Source organism: Asticcacaulis aquaticus (assembly GCF_028550415.1).
Taxonomy (GTDB): Bacteria; Pseudomonadota; Alphaproteobacteria; order Caulobacterales; family Caulobacteraceae; genus Asticcacaulis; species Asticcacaulis aquaticus.
Map to the genome: position 1 here is coordinate 50,605 of NZ_JAQQKX010000012.1, position 16,261 is coordinate 66,865.

A 16,261-nucleotide genomic window follows, 5' to 3' on the forward strand; every position below is an offset into this window, starting at 1 on the left:
CCGAACCATGTGGGAAGTACCCGTTTATGGCGGCGGCGAGCTTTATCGCAGCATCTTCAGCGCCGTGGCCCTGATGACGGGCATGGATGCGGCGGGCTCCATGATCGGGCTCGCCATGATTCTCGGCCTGATCTTCGGCATCATCAAAGCCATCTGGGATGTGAACCTCGGCAAGATCGTCAAATGGTACATCATGTGCGCGATCATCTACGGCGTCATGTGGGTGCCGAAGGTGACGATTCAGGTCACCGACAAGCTCAATCCATCGGTCACCTACGCGAACGTTGCGAATGTGCCTCTGGGTGTCGGAGTCACCGCCTCTCTGGTCAGCCGGGTAGGGGACCGGGTCATCCAGTTGACAGAGACAGCCTTTGCTGACCCGGCCGACCTGCAATATTCCCGCTACGGCATGGTGTTCGGCGCGAAGCTCTATTCGCGGATCGCCGAGGCGCGCCCGATTGATCAGCAGCTCTACGTCAATCTGAAGATCTATATTCAGGACTGCGTTTTCTACGACATCCTCGACGGCACGATCGCACCGGATGCGCTCAACAAATCCAGCGATCTATGGGGTGTCATCTCAGCCAGTCCGAACCCCGCTCGCACCATGCTCTATTATTCGGGTGCAGCGAGCGAGATCAAAACCTGTGACGAAGTTGGTAACGGCACGGGCGGACTTCTGGCGCCGCTGATCGCGGCCGACCTTACCAATGTGCAGAAAGTCATTCAGCGCAATGTTGATCCCTATGCGGTTGAGGCCAGCCTGACAACGCGCAATGCCGGCGCATCGAGCGCCATGCTCACATCCATGGGCGTGGCGTCACAGAACTCGACGGATGTGCTGCGCCAGGCCGTCATCGCCAATATGCTGAAGGACGGCCTGGGTAACAGTCCAACCACCTCGGATGCTCTGGCGTCTGCGCAGGCGGAAATTCAGACCCACAACGCGCAAAAGCTGCTCGGCGTCATCGGCGAAAAAGCCGTCGTGAACCTCAAGATCCTGATCGATCTGCTGTTCATCGGGATATTCCCGACCATCTTCCCGATCTTCCTCTTCCCTGAAATCGGCCCGCGCATGATCAAGGGGTATCTGTCGGGCTTCGTATATCTCCAGCTCTGGGGGCCGATGTATGTAATCCTGCATAAGATCATGATGTTCAACGCGGTCAATCGTTCGACCGAGGCGATGTATCTGCCGGGGTCCGGAACCGAACTGAACCTGATGAACATGGACGCGGTGTCGAAAGCCAATGATGACGTCTGCGCGCTGGCCGGCTCGATGATGCTGATGATCCCGGTGATCGCTGGGATGCTGACCAAGGGCGCCATGGCGGTAGGTGCGCAGGGGGAGACCCTGCTGAGCAATTTTAGGTCCGGCGCGGAATCGGCGGCATCCTCGCAGACGACGGGGAATTTCAGCTACGGCAATGTCACGCTCGATACGGCGAGCTTCAACAACGTCCACGGCAACCAGCAGGTCACCAGCGCTCGGCACGACAACGGCAATGCCCGTGTCGTCGACGGCTACGGCAACGAGACCTTCTACGGTGCGAACGGTTCAACCGGCATGGTGGCGAACACCTCGAAGATGGCGACGGGCCTCCTGTCGAACCAGGGCTGGTCGGAAAGCCTTGGACGAACGAGCCAATCCTACCAGGACACCGGCACAGGCCTTCGCCATTCGGTGCAGGTCGGTTCTTCGGTGGCAAATTCTCAGATTAAAGAGGCCTTCTCAAACTGGTCGCAGGGAAAGGAATGGCGGAACTCCAATAACAGCGGCCATCAGGCGCAAATCGGTCAGATGCTCTCCATCGCCGATGAGGCCGTGAAATATCGCCAGACCCGATACGGCGAGAGCGAGTCTGAGGCGAAAGCACAGATCGCGGCCGGCAGCATGGGCGTCGGCGCTCAGGCGGGTCTCAGCGCACCTGGCGGAAAATTAAAAGGCCTGGATTTGGGTGCTTCCGTCACCGCCAATGCCAGCAAGACGGGTCAGACGACGGGCACGGAGTCGAAGTCCAGTGGTCGAGACGCTGGCCTGGACCAACGGTTTAACCAGTCCCTGACCGATACCTACCAGCGTATTGCGACCGATCAGGCCCAGCAATCGTATTCGTCGTTCCGCGCGACCGGGAAAGGTGGGCGAGACGTCGATGCCACGACCTGGACCAGCACGCGGTCGATCAGTGACACGGCTGACGCCTATCAAAACGCGGGCAACCGTCTGAGCGCCGAAAAATCGAACGTCCAGAATTCCGGGGAATCGATTTCGTCGGACGAGACCCGAGCCTTTTACGATTGGCTGGTGAACACGAAGGGAATCGACCGGATGTCGGCAAGCGAAATCGCCGCCGGCGTTTCCCCGCAGGCGCTTCAGACAGGGCGCGCCTACGGCATGGAGTATTTCGACTGGAAGGCAGACCAGATTGGCGACACGAGCCTCAGGGCCGATTGGACGGGTGTCGCGCAGCCGAAGCCAATTGACAGTGCCGAGGTCGAGCGAGACCTACGGCGAGCCGGCTCCTTGGACGACAAGGACTATCGATCAGCCAGAGAAATCGAAACGATGCAGAGTGATGGCGGTACGTCTGCAAGCGCAGCAGGGACGCCCCGCCGTTCCCGAGCAAAATCCACTTCGAAAGCCACACCAGCAGTCGAGGGCGAAGCGCCGTCGGGTTCGGGAGATTTAAGCTGGAGTGGGATTGCTGGCGGTGTTGATCAGATGATGAACACCGCCGGGACACATGTCCGCAGCGGCCGCGGAGGGGTGGAAGGCGAGTTGAACAGATTGAAAGGGCAATCCATTGATACGGAGCAATCTATCGTGGATAATGGGCGAGAGACGTTTGAGAAAGTTGTCGATTCACCAATCTCGGCTGCTATCCCAGGTCTTACTCCGCTCCATGCGGTGCGAACGTTGTCCAAACGAACAAAGAATAAGGACAATTAACCGTTACAGCTTTTGGTACAGCTTCCAGAAATGCCGGGCACCAAATACGAAGCCCGCCGGGATCATTCCCATTATGACAAGTGCGGTTACTGCGGTGGGATCAGTCGGTGGGTCTCGCAGAATTGAGTCCAAACCGAAAAGGATGGCTCCTGCTCCCAATCCCAATAAAACTAAAGCCATAATCAGGTAAGAGTTTTTGTGCGCTTGATAGGTATGCGTCAGGTGGAAGTTCGAAAGCTTTTCGAGATTGGCTTGAGCTTCCGGGCTCAAATTGACACCCAACGTACGGGCAGCCGCCATCTCGTTCAGCATTTTGACCGCTTCTGGAGACAGTTTCGGATCGTTTGCGTCGGTCATATCGGCCCCTCCCATCGGTTCTTGACTTGTTCCGAGATATAGACGGACTGGCGCTGCTATTCAAGCGCGAGTTTTTATCATTTTCGCTCTTGATCAAAACCTCTCGATCGTGCTTTATCATGCCAATCAAGCAGTGATTGATTTCGTTTCACAAACATCTATTTTCTGTGCAGATCGAATGAGTTGCCGCATATGCGAAGCTCTATTTTCGGGAGTGTAAATGGATTGGCTCGATCTCGTCTCTAACGAAGACCTGAAACCCAAGGTCGAGGTCACTGGCCTTTTGGACCGTATCGTCATTCGCTTCGGCAAACCGCTCGTCGACAAGCTCGGCTGGCGCGTGGCGACGGCCAAAATTCAATTCGCAGAGACTACAGGTCGGGCGCGTATTCGTATCGTACCCGACAGCGAAGCAGACTGGCAGCTTGCCTCAGCCGGGAAGGGCGGAGGTCTCATCCTCGATGCTGTTCAACTGGCACCGGCTACCGCGTTTGGGGCAGTGCAATGCGTGTGTGAGATATGCGATGACGGAGGGGCAGTCATCAACTTGCCGGCGGGGTTCCGCCTTTCCAAAGGCGAAATGATCAAGCGGCGTCGGAAGTAGCCGGCGTGTACGGCGGGTAATCTTGGTATCCAGTGAGATAACTCACTCAATAGGTGAAAGATTTTGCGGATGGAACTGTTAGCGTTCACACGCCGTCGGCCGCAACCATAACGATAAAGTAAGGCGCGTTCTCGCTAATGATTTCGAGACAGTTAGATGATTGATCGATTAGATGTTGCCGAACTTTCAAAGTACCAAGTTTATGTTGATCACGACCATCATGTTGTTGAAATTCGCTACCCCAGTTTAAATCCGAATATTAATTTGCCTAATGTTATACTGGAAACATTCCAAGGTCTTTCCGAGCCGTGGAACTATGATCTCATAGCTGACATGTCTGAATTCGACGGATTTGTTCCTTGGGAACAGTTGGAGTCGTTCGCAGATATCTGGATGGAGGCTGTTGAGCGCAAGGATGATGGCCGAGGCGTTGCTATCGTTTCGATCAACCCACTCATTTTTGAGCGCATGGACGGTTACCAGGAACTGTGGCCTGGCCGAGAATTCAAGATTGTTCAAACGGCGGCAGAGGCGCGTGCATGGCTGCTCGCCCGAAATATACCGTCCTAACGTCGTGCCCTGCCGTAGCCGCCAGACTTCAGTGTTTTGCCTTCAGAAGCATGACCCCAAACCCAAAAAATAGGGTGCCGGTGAGGCGGTTGAACAGCTTGTTCAGTGACGGCTGCTTCAAATACGTCGCAAGCTTTTGTCCGCCCAGACCATAAACGACGTACCAAAAGGCCTCGATCATCGCGAATGTCACGATCAAGATGGCAAACTGTGGAAACTGCGTGTTGATTTCCACTGAGAACTGACCCACTTGGCGGGCTAAGGGTCAGTTCTTGTCTTATGATTTTGGCGTCACCTCTGGCAAGATGTGACCGCCGCCGCAGTGCTCCGCAACACAAGCGGCGGCGGGCGGAGAACGGATCGTGTCAGTTCTTGGTAATCAGAACCGCCGCTGAGTAAGATCGTCTCCGCCATTTCCTTTCGACCTGAACGGATACTTGGGCGTAGGGCCCGGACGACAAGAAAAGGTAGTGGAAATGACCGTCATTTTTAACATTGGAGTCGACGTTTCGAAAGACCATCTCGACGTATTTATGCTGCCAACCGGAGAAGCAACACGACTGACCAACACAGCAACTGGCTTTGTTGATCTGTTTAATTGGCTTGGTAACCGAGCCATCGCTCGCATCGTTTTTGAAGCTACCGGCGCCTATCATAAGAGCTTCGAACAGGCGCTATCAGCGCGAGGGATGCCGTATACGAAGGTCAATCCCTACAGGGCGCGTAGATTTGCGCAGGCCATTGGAAAACTCGCAAAAACAGATCGCGTGGACGCGGCACTTCTCGCACGGATGGGTATCGCGCTTGAATCCAAGCCGTCAAAACCGTTCGATCAACGACTTGACGAAATGAAAGAATTATTGGTCGCGCGCCGCAGCCTGTCTAAAGATCGAACGGCCACTCTGACGCGGCGTAAGACCTTAAAATCCAACCTTCTCCTCGCACAAAATGCCGCCCGATTGCGTCAAATTAACCTCCAGCTCGCATCGATTGATAAAGCCTTGCTAGGTCTCGCCAGTCAAAACGAAAGCTTCGCAGCGAAACTACGTCTGCTCAAAACCATCCCAGGCATCTCTGACAAGTCGGCACTAACCCTGCTCATAGAAATGCCGGAACTTGGCGAAATTGAAAGCAAGCAAGCCGCCAGCTTGGCTGGCCTGGCTCCTATGGCGCGGCAATCTGGCATCTGGACCGGTGCGTCCAAAATCACTGGCGGGCGACGGGCGTTACGTCATGCACTGTATATGCCGGCATTAGTCGCCTGCCGACACAACCCAGATCTAAAAGCGAAATATGAAGCGCTAAGAGCCGCGGGCAAGCCAGCGAAGGTGGCGCTCACTGCGATCATGAGGAAGCTTCTAATCGTCGCCAATGCCTGCATAGCCAGAAACGGCGCGTGGCATCATAAGACCACTTGATCAAGACGGATACTCAGCGGAAATCAACAGTCCGGGCCTAGGCTTTGCGGGGGAACAACTGCTCGCGGTAGACCAGATTAAGCAAGGCCATGGGCTTGCGGCGCAGGCTATGGATGATGTGGCGATAATCGACGACGTGGCCATGGGCGCCGTTGCGTTTCGACCGCCCACGCGGCAGCGTCATGAGGTGGGTGCCGCCCACAAACACATCCAGCCGATCACGTAACGCCGAACCCGCAAGCGATGGCCGATCAGTCGCGACGGGACGGTGTAGAACACCTTCCTAAAGGTGAAGCTGCTGGTCGACGTCACCGTGACGATGACCTCTTCGTAATCCGTGGTCCGGCGGTCAGGCAGCGGCTGCAATGTCGCGCGTTCCGTATCGATGCGGGCGCCATGGCGCCGGTTTCGACGCGCGACCACCTCATCGATAAAGCGACGGTAGGCCGCCAAGTCATCGAAGTCGCAGGATCCGCGCAGCAGCACCGCGTCCTCGACGGCTGCTTTGAGATGACCGTGAACGCTTTCGATGCCGCCGTTCTCATGGGCGACGCCGCTGTTATTCTTCCCGTTGGAGATCATCTTGGACTGATGGAGTCAGAGCAAGGCCAAATTAGCCGACGGCGGCGACCGTCTGTTTGTAATCCCCCACAAACAACACGTTGTTTTCTATATGAATGTGCATCAAGAGATCGTCGTAGAGTCTTTCGAGTTCGGTATAGAGGCGATGCCAGGTTCCGCACGCTTCGGCCGGCGGTATGAAATCATTGGCCAGGACCTTCAGTTGCTTGAGGGCGTCCGTGTGCTGGACGTGTTCCATCTGCATGACGCGGATAGGACCCTGAGCCATCGGGAGCGCTCCGTTGCAGAGCATCGGAAATAGCATGTTCTCCTCTTTCATCATGTGCATGAAGAGATCTTCGAACATGGCATGAAGGTATTCGGTCAGCCCATGCGGACATTGTGGATGATCCGGGTGAACGGAGAGAACGCGCTCTGACAGAGCGATAAGGTCGGCCATCTGCGAGCGATGGGTGTCGTGAAAACGGTCGACAATATGCGCAACAATCTCCGATGCGGTTTTCTGACGCCAGTCCGTGGCTGGCACGCTATCGCTTTGAAGCAGCGGCTTGAGATGTTCGATCACAGCGTTGAGGTCTTGTCTGTTGTGCTTTGCTGTAAGGCCCAGCTCCTGGAATCCTTCATTCAGGACGTCAAAACCGTTTTCCTGCAGATAACGCAGTGTGCGGGGGTTTTCCGAAACGATTTCCGCAAGAGTACGCGATGACCATTCCATATCTATTCTCCTCATGTCGGGAGAAGAGTACCTTAGAGGCAACTTCAGCGTACTTGATCGAGGTCAATAGTGCGGCAGTGACTTCAAATCTTCTGGGGTGTTAAAATTTTTGAGCGCAGTCCGCCCGTCGAATGGGATAGTGACCGAGCCAAGTTCAGAAAGAAAAGCGCGAACAGATAAGGTCTCGCCTGCATGTAACCGGCCTAGCGCGTTTTGAATAACCCGTTCGCTCAACAATTGCGTTGGGCAAGCAAAGGGCAGGGGACTGCCCAGATAAAACGTCGGCCGATTTGACGACTGAGCTTGCTCAGCCAAACCTATAAGGTCAGGGGCGGACAAAGTCGGCATATCGACAGGCACCACGATGACCAGATCTTGAAGCGCTTCCTGACCAGAAAGAGCCGAACAGATGCCTGCCACAGGTCCACAGTTTTCCACCACATCAAAAACGCCGAGCTCGACGTCCGGTCTGCCCGCACAAACGATATGTGCCGCGCCAGCTTCTGCGAGTGTGTCACAGGCATGCTCGAGCCAGGTTTTTTCACCGAACAACATTTCCGTTTTATCACTGCCCATGCGGCGCGACTTGCCGCCGCACAGGACGATCCCCGTAATCATGTCTATCGATCTGGTTCGACGGATTGGCCCTCAAGCCATTCCGGCTGGCCGTCGGTGTAGTGCTCTTCCTTCCACACCGGCACACGTTTTTTGAGCTCTTCGATTATGTATCGATTGGCCCGGTAGGCGCTGTCACGGTGAGGGGAGCCGACCGCGATAATGACACTGATACCGCCGATTGGCAGGAAGCCTTTGAAGTGTTCAACGAAACAGGTCAGGTCTTCCCCAAAGCGACTGACAGCCTCCGTACAAATCTCGCGCAGCGTATTTCTGGCAAGATCATCGAACGCATCATACGATACGCCGTCTACAGGCCTGCCGAGATTGTGGTTTCGCACGCGTCCGACGAAGAGTGCGCAGGCGCCATTCTCGGCGCGGTCAGCGAAGTCCATAGCGTCTTCAATGTTGAGACGGGAAACTTTGATTTCGGCATGGATCGATGATGTCATCTCAACCTCCCGATACCGGAGGAATAACTGCGAGACGGGTGGGGACGTCAATAATGGCGCCGGCAGGAAGCACGGCTGTGTCAGTCGCAAAGGCTGACACCTTGTATAAGCCTTCCCGGCTAAACCCATCGTGCGTCTCAGATAGGTGGTCCGCCAATACCTGCCTAAGATCGCGAATCATAATGGGAAGCGTGACTTCCAGATCGACAAAACCGTTGGTGCCGAACCTTTTGAACGCACCGAAAAGTTCGATTTTCAAAGTTTCTTGAGGCATCAGAGCTTTTCCAGGAAGGGGAATTGAGCACTTAGAGGGTACACGTCAACATAGGTCGATATGGTCAGCCGGGTGCACTTGCCGGTGAGTTTGATAAAAGCATTCGCCTGCGCCAGGGAATGAATTTTGAAGGATTCTTGCCCGTCCAAAGGATCAACCCAAAGTCCATTATCCGGATCCAGTGTAACGCTTGCCTTCAGAAAAAGCGTCAGGTCCGGCTTCCGCGTCACGGGAGCATTCAGTCGTCCTGTGAGCGGCCTTTCAACTGGCAGCTCCTGAAGTGCGCGATAGAGAGGCAAGACGAAGAAGCGGAAACCAACTGCCGCGGCAGCCGGATTACCAGGCAGACCGAAAAAGTAGCTTCCGTTTTCGAGTTTGGCGAAGAGAACAGGCTTGCCAGGTTTGATGGCCGCTTTGTGGAAGAGGATTTCCGCTCCGGCCTTTTCCAAAACCCCGCGCACGAAATCGTGAACGCCGGCCGAGACGCCCCCTGTAGAGACGATGACGCTGCCTGGAGGAATAGTCTCAAGTTTCGCCCTTAACTGTCCAGGAGTGTCATTGATGCGGCCAGCAAAATCACACGGTATGCCCTCCCGTGCAGCAGCGGCGAGAAGATAGGGTCCATTCGCGTCGAAAATCTTTGTCTTGTCGTCCAGGGCTGCCGAAGATTCAGAGACTTCGTCACCCGTGCTGATGACGTAAAGTTTTGGACGTCGGAAAACCTCCACGGCGAAGACACCGGCGGCCGCGCACAGCATCAGCTTTTCCGCGGTTATCTGCTCGTGGGCCCGGAGAATACGTGTCCCTGCTATCAGGTCCTCTCCGATGCGGCGAATGTTTTCACTTGTTTCCGGGGCATAGGGCGTGAGAAGGCGATTATTGGCACTCGTCACCCTTTCAATCGGAATGACGGCGTCAAATCCTTCAGGGATGGGCGCGCCGGTCATAATCTGAACGGCTTTTCCTCGCAGATCTGTGGGCAGCTGAGGTTTAGAACCAGCTGTCACCAAGCCGGCAATGTTCAGTCCCGCCGGCTTTTGCGGCGATGCGAGGCGGCAATCGGCCTGTCGGACCGCATATCCATCCATCGCGGAGTTGTCGAAAGAGGGAAGATTGCGAGGACTGTCGATCGCCTGGGCCGCAACACGACCCACAGTACTCGACAACGCCAAAGTCTCAGTATTCCTACAGGCCCCTTCCGACATCAGGATGTCGAGCGCCTCATCATACGATATCATTGCGCCTCTCCGTGGCTTATGCGGATGAGATGGGGCAGCAAGGCTGGTAGCAGAGCCGATATGCCTTCAGCGACCGCCCGCGGACTACCAGGAAGGGCCACCACCAGTGTCTTGCCGATAAGCCCCCCGACAGCGCGGCTGCTCCAGGAAAGCGGGGTGAACCTTGCCCCATCGCTGCGGAGCAACTCTCCGATCCCAGGAATTGAGCGGTCAAAAAGGCCTTCAAGCGTTTCCGGCGTCAGATCGCGCTCGGCGACGCCTGTGCCGCCGGTACATATGATCAGGTGCAAATCTTCGTTTGAAAGAAGATCCTTTATCGCGTCCGTTAAAGTCTGCACTCCGTCAGCGATGATCCGCTTATCAACGATCTCGGCGCCGTATTCTGAAAGGCTCTCGCAAAGGACGGGGCCCGATTTGTCTTCATAAACGCCGGCAGCCGCACGGTCGCTCAAGGTAATAACGGCCGCTTTTCGCCCTTTGAGTACTGGCTCTTTTGCCGCTGTGATATGTTCGTTCACCCAATCTGGAACGCCGCCAGGGTTCAACCAGAGACCGGACTTCCCCCCTGATTTGACCAGAAGGCGCACGTTGGAGAGACGCAAACCCGGTTCGATCATCTTGGTGATATCCCAGATGTTCAGGAGTGCGGCGTTGACGCCCGCCAGCGCCTCCATCTCGACGCCGGTTTTGGCGTTCGCGATGACTTTGCAGAAGACATGTATTGCGTGGTTTTCTGGGTCGGGTTCGACGCCTATGTCCACGTGGTCGAGGGGCAGGGGATGGCAGAGCATCATAGTCTGCGCGGCAGCCTTGGCACCCTGGATGCCTGCAAGTTGGCAAAGGGTCAGGGGATCGCCTTTAGGTATGGAACGGTCATGGATACGGACAAAGGCTGGAGGCCCCACCTCGATGGTGCCGCCGGCAATCGCCATGCGTCGGGTTATTTTCTTCTCGCCGACATCAATCATTTTATAGGTGTTCATTTTATCCGCCAATTGAGGCCAGGTGAGGTGTAAGACCGGTCATGCCGTCCTGAAGTCGGTGAGTCGCAACCTTCGACCTGAGGAGGTCGCCGATGCGTGCCTTCAGTTCGCCTTGCTGATGATGGTGTTGGAGAAGCGGGCGCAGGTCGTGTCCGAACTCTCCAAACAAGCAAAGCCGGAGTTGCCCTTTGGCAGTTACGCGTAGGCGATTACACGTGGTGCAAAAGTCTCTGGAGTAGGGCGCTATGACCCCGATACTGCCGCGATAATCCGGGTGGATATAGACTTTAGCCGGCCCATCGCTGTCGCCGCGAGGCTTCAGCCAAAACCCCTCGCCCTGCAGCCGCTGCTCGACTTCCTCGCCCTTATAGTGATGGCGGGCGAAGTATTCGGCGTTCTCGCCCGTTCTCATAAGTTCGATAAAGCGCAGACTGACAGCCTGACTGCGAGCGAAGGACAGGAAATCAGGCCACTCGTCGTCATTGATGCCTTTGAGAAGGACGCAATTGATCTTGATATTGGTGATACCGTACCGCCGGGCGTCCTCGATACCTTCCAAAATCGCATGCAATTTGTCATGGCCGGTGATTTGCGCAAAGCGGTCGGCATTGAGACTGTCGATGCTGACATTAAGTGCGTTAATCCCCGCATCTGCGAAGATGCGAGCTTTCTGTTTAAGATTATAGCCATTGGTCGTCATGGCCAGGGTGGTGATACGAGGCAAACCCGAGATCGCGGACGCGATGGTCGCGAGATCTGATCGCACCGTTGGTTCGCCACCTGTCAATCTGATCTTGGAGACACCCAGATCGGAGAAGGCCGAAGCCAGGCGAATGATTTCCTGAGGTGATAAAAAGGATTCCGACGACGTCTTTTTATAGCCGTCGGGTAAGCAGTAGGTGCAACGAAAGTTACAAGCTTCCGTTATTGAAAGGCGCAGATAGGGGAACGCGCGCCCAAAGGCATCGGTCAGCAAACCATTATCCTTTCCAAACATGGGAGATGGCTGCGTTTCCGCGTCCACCCGGTGGCAACGCGCCACGGGCCGTCAGCCTTATGGGATCACTTAGGCTTTGGGCTTCGGATAGGTTTGATATTAGAGAGATGGGATCTGGACGTACTTGACCAAGGTCAACCACGCGTCAAAGCCTTGAGTTTCCGGCTCTTTAAAGATCAGGATTTGGACAATCGTCAGTGTGATGGCGGGGGCAATTGCCCGCCAGTTCGATGTCACAGTAATCACAAAGAGCAAAAAGGCTGGGTAAAGTGATCTCGTTTCGCTCCACCTCTATACCTTCGTCCTTAAGGGTCTGCAGTGCCCTGGAAAAAGTCTCGGGTTTCATGCCCAGATATCCGGCAATGAGGGATTTGTCATAGGGCAGTTTGAAGTGGGTTCCGCGTTCCTCATTCTGCAGCAACAGCTTGAGCAGAAAACGGCCGACCCGCTGACTAACGGATTTGAGCGTAAGCTGTTCGAACTGGCTTATCATGGCCTGCGAGCGCACAGCGACCGTCGACAGCATATTCATAGCCAGGGTCGAATTAGTCTGCAGCTTTTCGCGCATGATCGAGGATGGGATTGATAGAAGCTCCACCGGCTCGATCGCCTGGGCGCTTACCGGCAGTATCGCGTTGTTGAAAATGGCCGTTTCGAGCAGTGCATCCCCGACGCTCAAGACCTGAAGAATGGATTCCTGCCCGTCAATGTCGCCCTTGAAAAGCTTCACCCAGCCTTTCAGAACGATATAGAAGCGAGAAGCCTGTTCGCCCTGCATGAAAATAAGCGCCCCCTTTTCGTGGTGGGTGACGCGGGCAAAGCGAAGGATTTCTTTCAGGTCCTCGCCTTCTATGCCGGCGAACAGAGGCAGGGTTTTGATACGGTCGGTGTGAGCGGCGAGGATTCCTGTAATTTCAATCGAACCCGGTTTTGACTTTGCGACCGGCACCTCAAGATCGACACCGGCGCTTTCACGATTTAGCGAATCCACCATGGCGAGGCTCAGTTCGTGCAGCGCATCCATTTTCTGCGTGAACAGTTCAAACCACTCTGCCGTATCGATCCCCGCCTGACCGAGTCCACCCACACCCTTCAGAAGGTCCTTGTTGAGCTCGCGGATACGATCAAAAGCGGGGGTACGCGCGCGTATTTCCTCAAACAAATCCCTTGTGTCGGCATCACACAGGCTGAGGAACATGCGCTCGTATGCATTCTGTTTAGCGATGATATATTCCAGGAGGCTACGGTCCTCCGGGCCTTGCTGCTCGTCAGACTGCAGGAGATAGCCGCCGAGGGCCCGCTGCCGTCCCACGCGTTCTTTCCAATGCAGAAAGTTCACAAAGGCTGATACCCGGCCTGGATTATTGTCCGGGTCGAACACGGCCAACTCCTGAATGATATCGATGGCCGGGTTGATGATTTCGCTTGTGTAGAAGCTATGGATGTCGTCGGGCGTGACCATCCGCGAGATGACGTATTTCCGCCTGGACGGCAGATAATTCACTGCATTCAAAAGAGGTTCAATTTTGGCGCTTTGCTTGCGCGGCAGCGCGGTAAGCTTACCAATGTTCAGGTCTGACTTTACAAACTGAGCGTCCAGCAGTTCGGAGAACCGACCAGTTGTGCCTCGCAGATAGAGAGAGGTGACCCCACGCTCTTTTTGTGTGTCATGAACGAAATCACACAGAGTGCCGATTGCAGCCTGATTCATCTTGGCCATTCCGGAAGATTTTTTGGTTGCCACGATCATAACACGAATCCGGAAACGCTCAGACGAAAATTGCGCATATGGCACGAATCCGCGCCAAAGAAATGTGACGAAATGTCGTCCCAAGTCCGTTGGGTTGACCTGTATCAAGGTCGCGGGAGTGCCCCGAACCTATGCCTCGTAAGGTGTAGGCGCGGAGGAAGAAATGGCACAGGAAGCCGGTTCAGCTCATGGTTCATTTCAAGGGCTGGGCGCTCTTCAACTATTTGGCATCTTACTGTCGCAAGTCCCTCGTTCTCTTTTGGAGAGGCTGGCATCTGAACTTGAGACTCTTCTTGCCCTTCGACATCCGGGCCTGTCGGATCGCTTGGGGGAAGCCGAAGGGCGCTCGTATCGTTTCGTGCTCAAGGATTTCCCGATTGATGCACTGGCCAAGGTGGAAAAGAGCCGGCTTCGGATAGGCCTCCTTGATAAATCCGCCGTCGCCGGCGAGGACGTGCGGGTTTCGGGACGGCTGGCCGCACTATTCGAATTGCTACAAGGCGAGCGCGACGGTGATGCCTTGTTCTTTACGCGGGATATCGAGACCAGTGGCAACACGGAGGCGTTGCTGGTGCTGCGCAATGCCCTTGAAAGCGAAGAAATCGATCTATTCGAACTGCTGAGCGTGCGATGGAGACCTTTCCACCGTACGGTACGTCAGGGACTGACTCTGGCAGCCGGCAGACTGGATCGCCTGATTCTACAGTTCGACGACCTGTTTTCCCAAAAGCTTTCGCCGTTTGAATTGGCGCTGGGTGCGCAGGGCCGCCGGATCGCGGACATCGAAAAGCGGCTGCAACGGCTGGATCGCACAGCCCGCAAGGACGCTGAACATGAAGCGCATTGAGATCATCTGCCCTGCGGGCACGCCGGCCGCGCTACGCGTCGCCATCGACGAGGGAGCGGACGCCGTATACTTGGGATTTCGCGATGAAACCAATGCCAGGAACTTTCCAGGCCTGAACTTCTCGAGAGCCGAGTTAGTTGAAGGCGTGAAATACGCTCACGCGAAAAACCGTCATGTCTATGTCGCGATCAACACCTTCCCCGATGCCGGACGAGAGAAGCTTTGGCATCAGGCTGTAGACGACGCCGTCACTTCGGAGGCAGACGCGATCATATTGGCGGATATCGGGCTTCTTGCCTATGCACGAAAAACGCACCCTCATGCCAGGCTGCACCTTTCCGTGCAGGCGTCGGCTTCAACGGCTGATGCGATTTCCTTTTACGTACACCGGTTCGGCGTTCGACGCGTGGTGCTGCCTCGAGTCCTTACTCTGAAAGATATCAGCGCAATAAACCGTCAGGTCGATGTCGAAACAGAGGTCTTCGCATTTGGAGGCATGTGCCCGATGGCCGAAGGCCGCTGTTCACTCTCGTCCTACATCACCGGACAATCGCCCAACCGGAATGGCGTATGCTCGCCGGCGAGCCATGTCGAATATGCAAACGAGGGGGGAGCATTGGCGACGCGGTTAGGCGGCTTCACTATCAATCGCTTCTCCGACTCAGAAGGGGCGGGTTATCCAACGCTTTGCAAGGGCAGGTTCGTCGCGCAGGATAAGGCCTCTTATATCTTCGAGGATCCCGTCAGCCTGAACGTGCTTTCCTCTCTGCCTGAAATAGCAGCCACCGGCGTAAAGGCGCTTAAGATTGAAGGTCGGCAACGCGGTAAGGGATATGTGCGCGACATCGTTCGCACGTTCCGTCAGGCCGTCGACGCCTTCTATGCCAATCGACCCGGTCCAGGGCCCGAGAGTGTTCAGCATCTCTGCGAAGGTCAGGTTGCGACCACAGGTGCGTATGAAAAGGGCTGGAGATGATAGACAGGCTGACGCTTGGACCATTGCTCTATAACTGGTCTCCCGAAAAGGCGCGGGACTTCTATTTCGGGGTCGCGGACGAGATGGACGTCGATCGGGTCTACCTTGGTGAAGTCGTTTGTTCAAAACGTCAGCCGTTCCACGAAACCTACTGGCCAGAGGTTGTCGAGCGCCTCGAACGGGCTGGCAAGCAGGTGGTGTTCTCAACCTTGGCGCTGGTCACTACGGAGCGGGAAATCAAAGGCTTGAGAGAGCTTTGCGCTGACAGCGAGGACCGGCTGGTCGAGATCAATGATTTGACCCTGCTGTCGCGTTGGACAGGTAAGCCGTTTCTTGTCGGCCCCTACGTCAACATTTACAACGAGTCCGCGCTTGCGGTTTTCGAAGACATGGGCGCAGTAGGGGCTACCCTGCCGTTCGAACTCCCTCAAAAAACCTTGGTGAGCCTTGCGTCATCGGCGCAGTGCGCGCTGGAGGTTCAGGTCTTCGGCCGTCTCCCTTTGGCGATCTCAGCTCGGTGTTACCACGCCCGGGCTTTCAGACTGCAGAAGGACAGCTGCCGATTTGTATGCGATCAACACCCGGATGGAATGGTGGTCGACACGCTTGATGAACAGCAATTCCTCACGGTCAACGGTACACAGACCCAATCCATGACCTGTGTAAATCTTATCCGGGAAACTGCGGCGTTAAAAGCGCTTGGAATTCGCCAGTTGCGTCTGTCTCCGCAAAATGTGGACATGATCGAAGTCGCGCGTGTTTTCCGCGCAGTCCAGCGCGGAACACTTGCAGGGGATGAGGCATTCGCTCACCTTGAAGGACTGATGCCGCAGTTCCAATTCTCGAACGGATATTTTCATGGCGTGGAGGGACGACGCCTTTTTGAGGCGAGTTGATCTTGATCAAGTGCTGGAAACTTAGCTTTCCGATTTC

17 protein-coding genes, 1 pseudogene and 1 riboswitch are annotated in these 16,261 nt (G+C 55.5%); of the genes and pseudogenes, 7 read left to right on the forward strand and 11 right to left on the reverse strand.

The window, feature by feature from the left end; all coding sequences use genetic code 11:
• Positions 1-7 precede the first annotated feature (7 nt).
• Positions 8-2,950 carry a conjugal transfer protein TraG N-terminal domain-containing protein gene (locus PQU92_RS14130; RefSeq protein ID WP_272748895.1) on the forward strand — a complete coding sequence of 981 codons (2,943 nt, stop codon included), beginning with the start codon at positions 8-10 and terminating at the stop codon, positions 2,948-2,950.
• Between the two features lie 3 nt (positions 2,951-2,953).
• Here the strand turns inward: PQU92_RS14130 and PQU92_RS14135 are convergent, their stop codons facing one another.
• The gene (locus PQU92_RS14135; protein WP_272748896.1) at positions 2,954-3,307 is read right to left on the reverse strand and encodes a hypothetical protein; all 354 of its coding nucleotides are present in this window, start codon (positions 3,305-3,307) and stop codon (positions 2,954-2,956) included.
• 220 nt (positions 3,308-3,527) lie between these two features.
• On the opposite strand from PQU92_RS14135, the gene PQU92_RS14140 reads away from it, so the two are divergent.
• Together PQU92_RS14140 and PQU92_RS14145 are read left to right on the forward strand one after the other, a co-directional pair.
• Entirely contained in the window at positions 3,528-3,911 is a 384-nt protein-coding gene (locus PQU92_RS14140) for a hypothetical protein (protein ID WP_272748897.1), read from the forward strand.
• Between the two features lie 156 nt (positions 3,912-4,067).
• Positions 4,068-4,481, forward strand: a complete 414-nt coding sequence (locus PQU92_RS14145) for a hypothetical protein (RefSeq protein WP_272748898.1) — start codon at positions 4,068-4,070, stop codon at positions 4,479-4,481.
• Positions 4,482-4,509: 28 nt separating this feature from the next.
• Here PQU92_RS14145 and PQU92_RS14150 read toward each other — a convergent pair whose 3' ends face one another.
• The gene (locus PQU92_RS14150) at positions 4,510-4,716 is read right to left on the reverse strand and encodes a LysE family transporter (protein ID WP_272748899.1); all 207 of its coding nucleotides are present in this window, start codon (positions 4,714-4,716) and stop codon (positions 4,510-4,512) included.
• A 241-nt stretch (positions 4,717-4,957) separates the two neighbouring features.
• Between PQU92_RS14150 and PQU92_RS14155 the strand changes: the two genes are divergently transcribed.
• A complete protein-coding gene (locus PQU92_RS14155; RefSeq protein ID WP_272748900.1) occupies positions 4,958-5,899 on the forward strand; it encodes an IS110 family transposase in 942 nt (313 codons plus the stop codon).
• Positions 5,900-5,939: 40 nt separating this feature from the next.
• Here PQU92_RS14155 and PQU92_RS14160 read toward each other — a convergent pair.
• From PQU92_RS14160 to PQU92_RS14200, 9 genes and pseudogenes are all read right to left on the reverse strand, one after another.
• Positions 5,940-6,466: pseudogene (locus tag PQU92_RS14160) on the reverse strand (Mu transposase domain-containing protein); the annotation flags it as partial.
• Positions 6,467-6,512: 46 nt separating this feature from the next.
• Complete coding sequence (locus PQU92_RS14165; protein ID WP_272748901.1) at positions 6,513-7,196, reverse strand: hemerythrin domain-containing protein; 684 nt, start codon at positions 7,194-7,196, stop codon at positions 6,513-6,515.
• 63 nt (positions 7,197-7,259) lie between these two features.
• The gene (gene mobA, locus PQU92_RS14170) at positions 7,260-7,814 is read right to left on the reverse strand and encodes a molybdenum cofactor guanylyltransferase (RefSeq protein ID WP_272748902.1); all 555 of its coding nucleotides are present in this window, start codon (positions 7,812-7,814) and stop codon (positions 7,260-7,262) included.
• Positions 7,815-7,816: 2 nt separating this feature from the next.
• Positions 7,817-8,263 (reverse strand): molybdenum cofactor biosynthesis protein MoaE, encoded by a 447-nt coding sequence (locus PQU92_RS14175; RefSeq protein ID WP_272748903.1) that lies wholly within the window; start codon positions 8,261-8,263, stop codon positions 7,817-7,819.
• 1 nt (position 8,264) lies between these two features.
• The gene (locus PQU92_RS14180; RefSeq protein ID WP_272748904.1) at positions 8,265-8,537 is read right to left on the reverse strand and encodes a ubiquitin family protein; all 273 of its coding nucleotides are present in this window, start codon (positions 8,535-8,537) and stop codon (positions 8,265-8,267) included.
• A complete protein-coding gene (locus tag PQU92_RS14185; protein ID WP_272748905.1) occupies positions 8,537-9,775 on the reverse strand; it encodes a molybdopterin molybdotransferase MoeA in 1,239 nt (412 codons plus the stop codon). The genes PQU92_RS14180 and PQU92_RS14185 overlap by 1 nt, the downstream gene beginning before the upstream one ends.
• Positions 9,772-10,758, reverse strand: coding sequence for a bifunctional molybdenum cofactor biosynthesis protein MoaC/MoaB (gene moaCB, locus PQU92_RS14190; RefSeq protein ID WP_272748906.1), 987 nt, complete (start codon positions 10,756-10,758; stop codon positions 9,772-9,774). Before moaCB ends, PQU92_RS14185 begins: the two co-directional genes overlap by 4 nt.
• Before the next feature lies 1 nt (position 10,759).
• Positions 10,760-11,755 (reverse strand): GTP 3',8-cyclase MoaA, encoded by a 996-nt coding sequence (moaA, locus tag PQU92_RS14195; RefSeq protein WP_438263828.1) that lies wholly within the window; start codon positions 11,753-11,755, stop codon positions 10,760-10,762.
• A riboswitch (molybdenum cofactor riboswitch) is annotated at positions 11,723-11,856 on the reverse strand. It overlaps the preceding gene by 33 nt.
• Before the next feature lie 68 nt (positions 11,857-11,924).
• Positions 11,925-13,505 carry a nitrate- and nitrite sensing domain-containing protein gene (locus PQU92_RS14200; RefSeq protein ID WP_272748908.1) on the reverse strand — a complete coding sequence of 527 codons (1,581 nt, stop codon included), beginning with the start codon at positions 13,503-13,505 and terminating at the stop codon, positions 11,925-11,927.
• 163 nt (positions 13,506-13,668) lie between these two features.
• Here PQU92_RS14200 and ubiT point away from each other — a divergent pair, with 163 nt between their 5' ends.
• From ubiT to ubiV, 3 genes are read left to right on the forward strand one after another with little or no spacing between them, the layout of a single operon-like run.
• On the forward strand, positions 13,669-14,352 hold the full coding sequence (gene ubiT, locus PQU92_RS14205) for a ubiquinone anaerobic biosynthesis accessory factor UbiT (RefSeq protein ID WP_272748909.1): 684 nt from the start codon (positions 13,669-13,671) through the stop codon (positions 14,350-14,352).
• A complete protein-coding gene (ubiU, locus tag PQU92_RS14210; protein WP_272748910.1) occupies positions 14,339-15,328 on the forward strand; it encodes a ubiquinone anaerobic biosynthesis protein UbiU in 990 nt (329 codons plus the stop codon). Before ubiT ends, ubiU begins: the two co-directional genes overlap by 14 nt.
• Positions 15,325-16,224, forward strand: coding sequence for a ubiquinone anaerobic biosynthesis protein UbiV (gene ubiV / locus PQU92_RS14215; protein ID WP_272748911.1), 900 nt, complete (start codon positions 15,325-15,327; stop codon positions 16,222-16,224). Before ubiU ends, ubiV begins: the two co-directional genes overlap by 4 nt.
• Positions 16,225-16,261 lie beyond the last annotated feature (37 nt).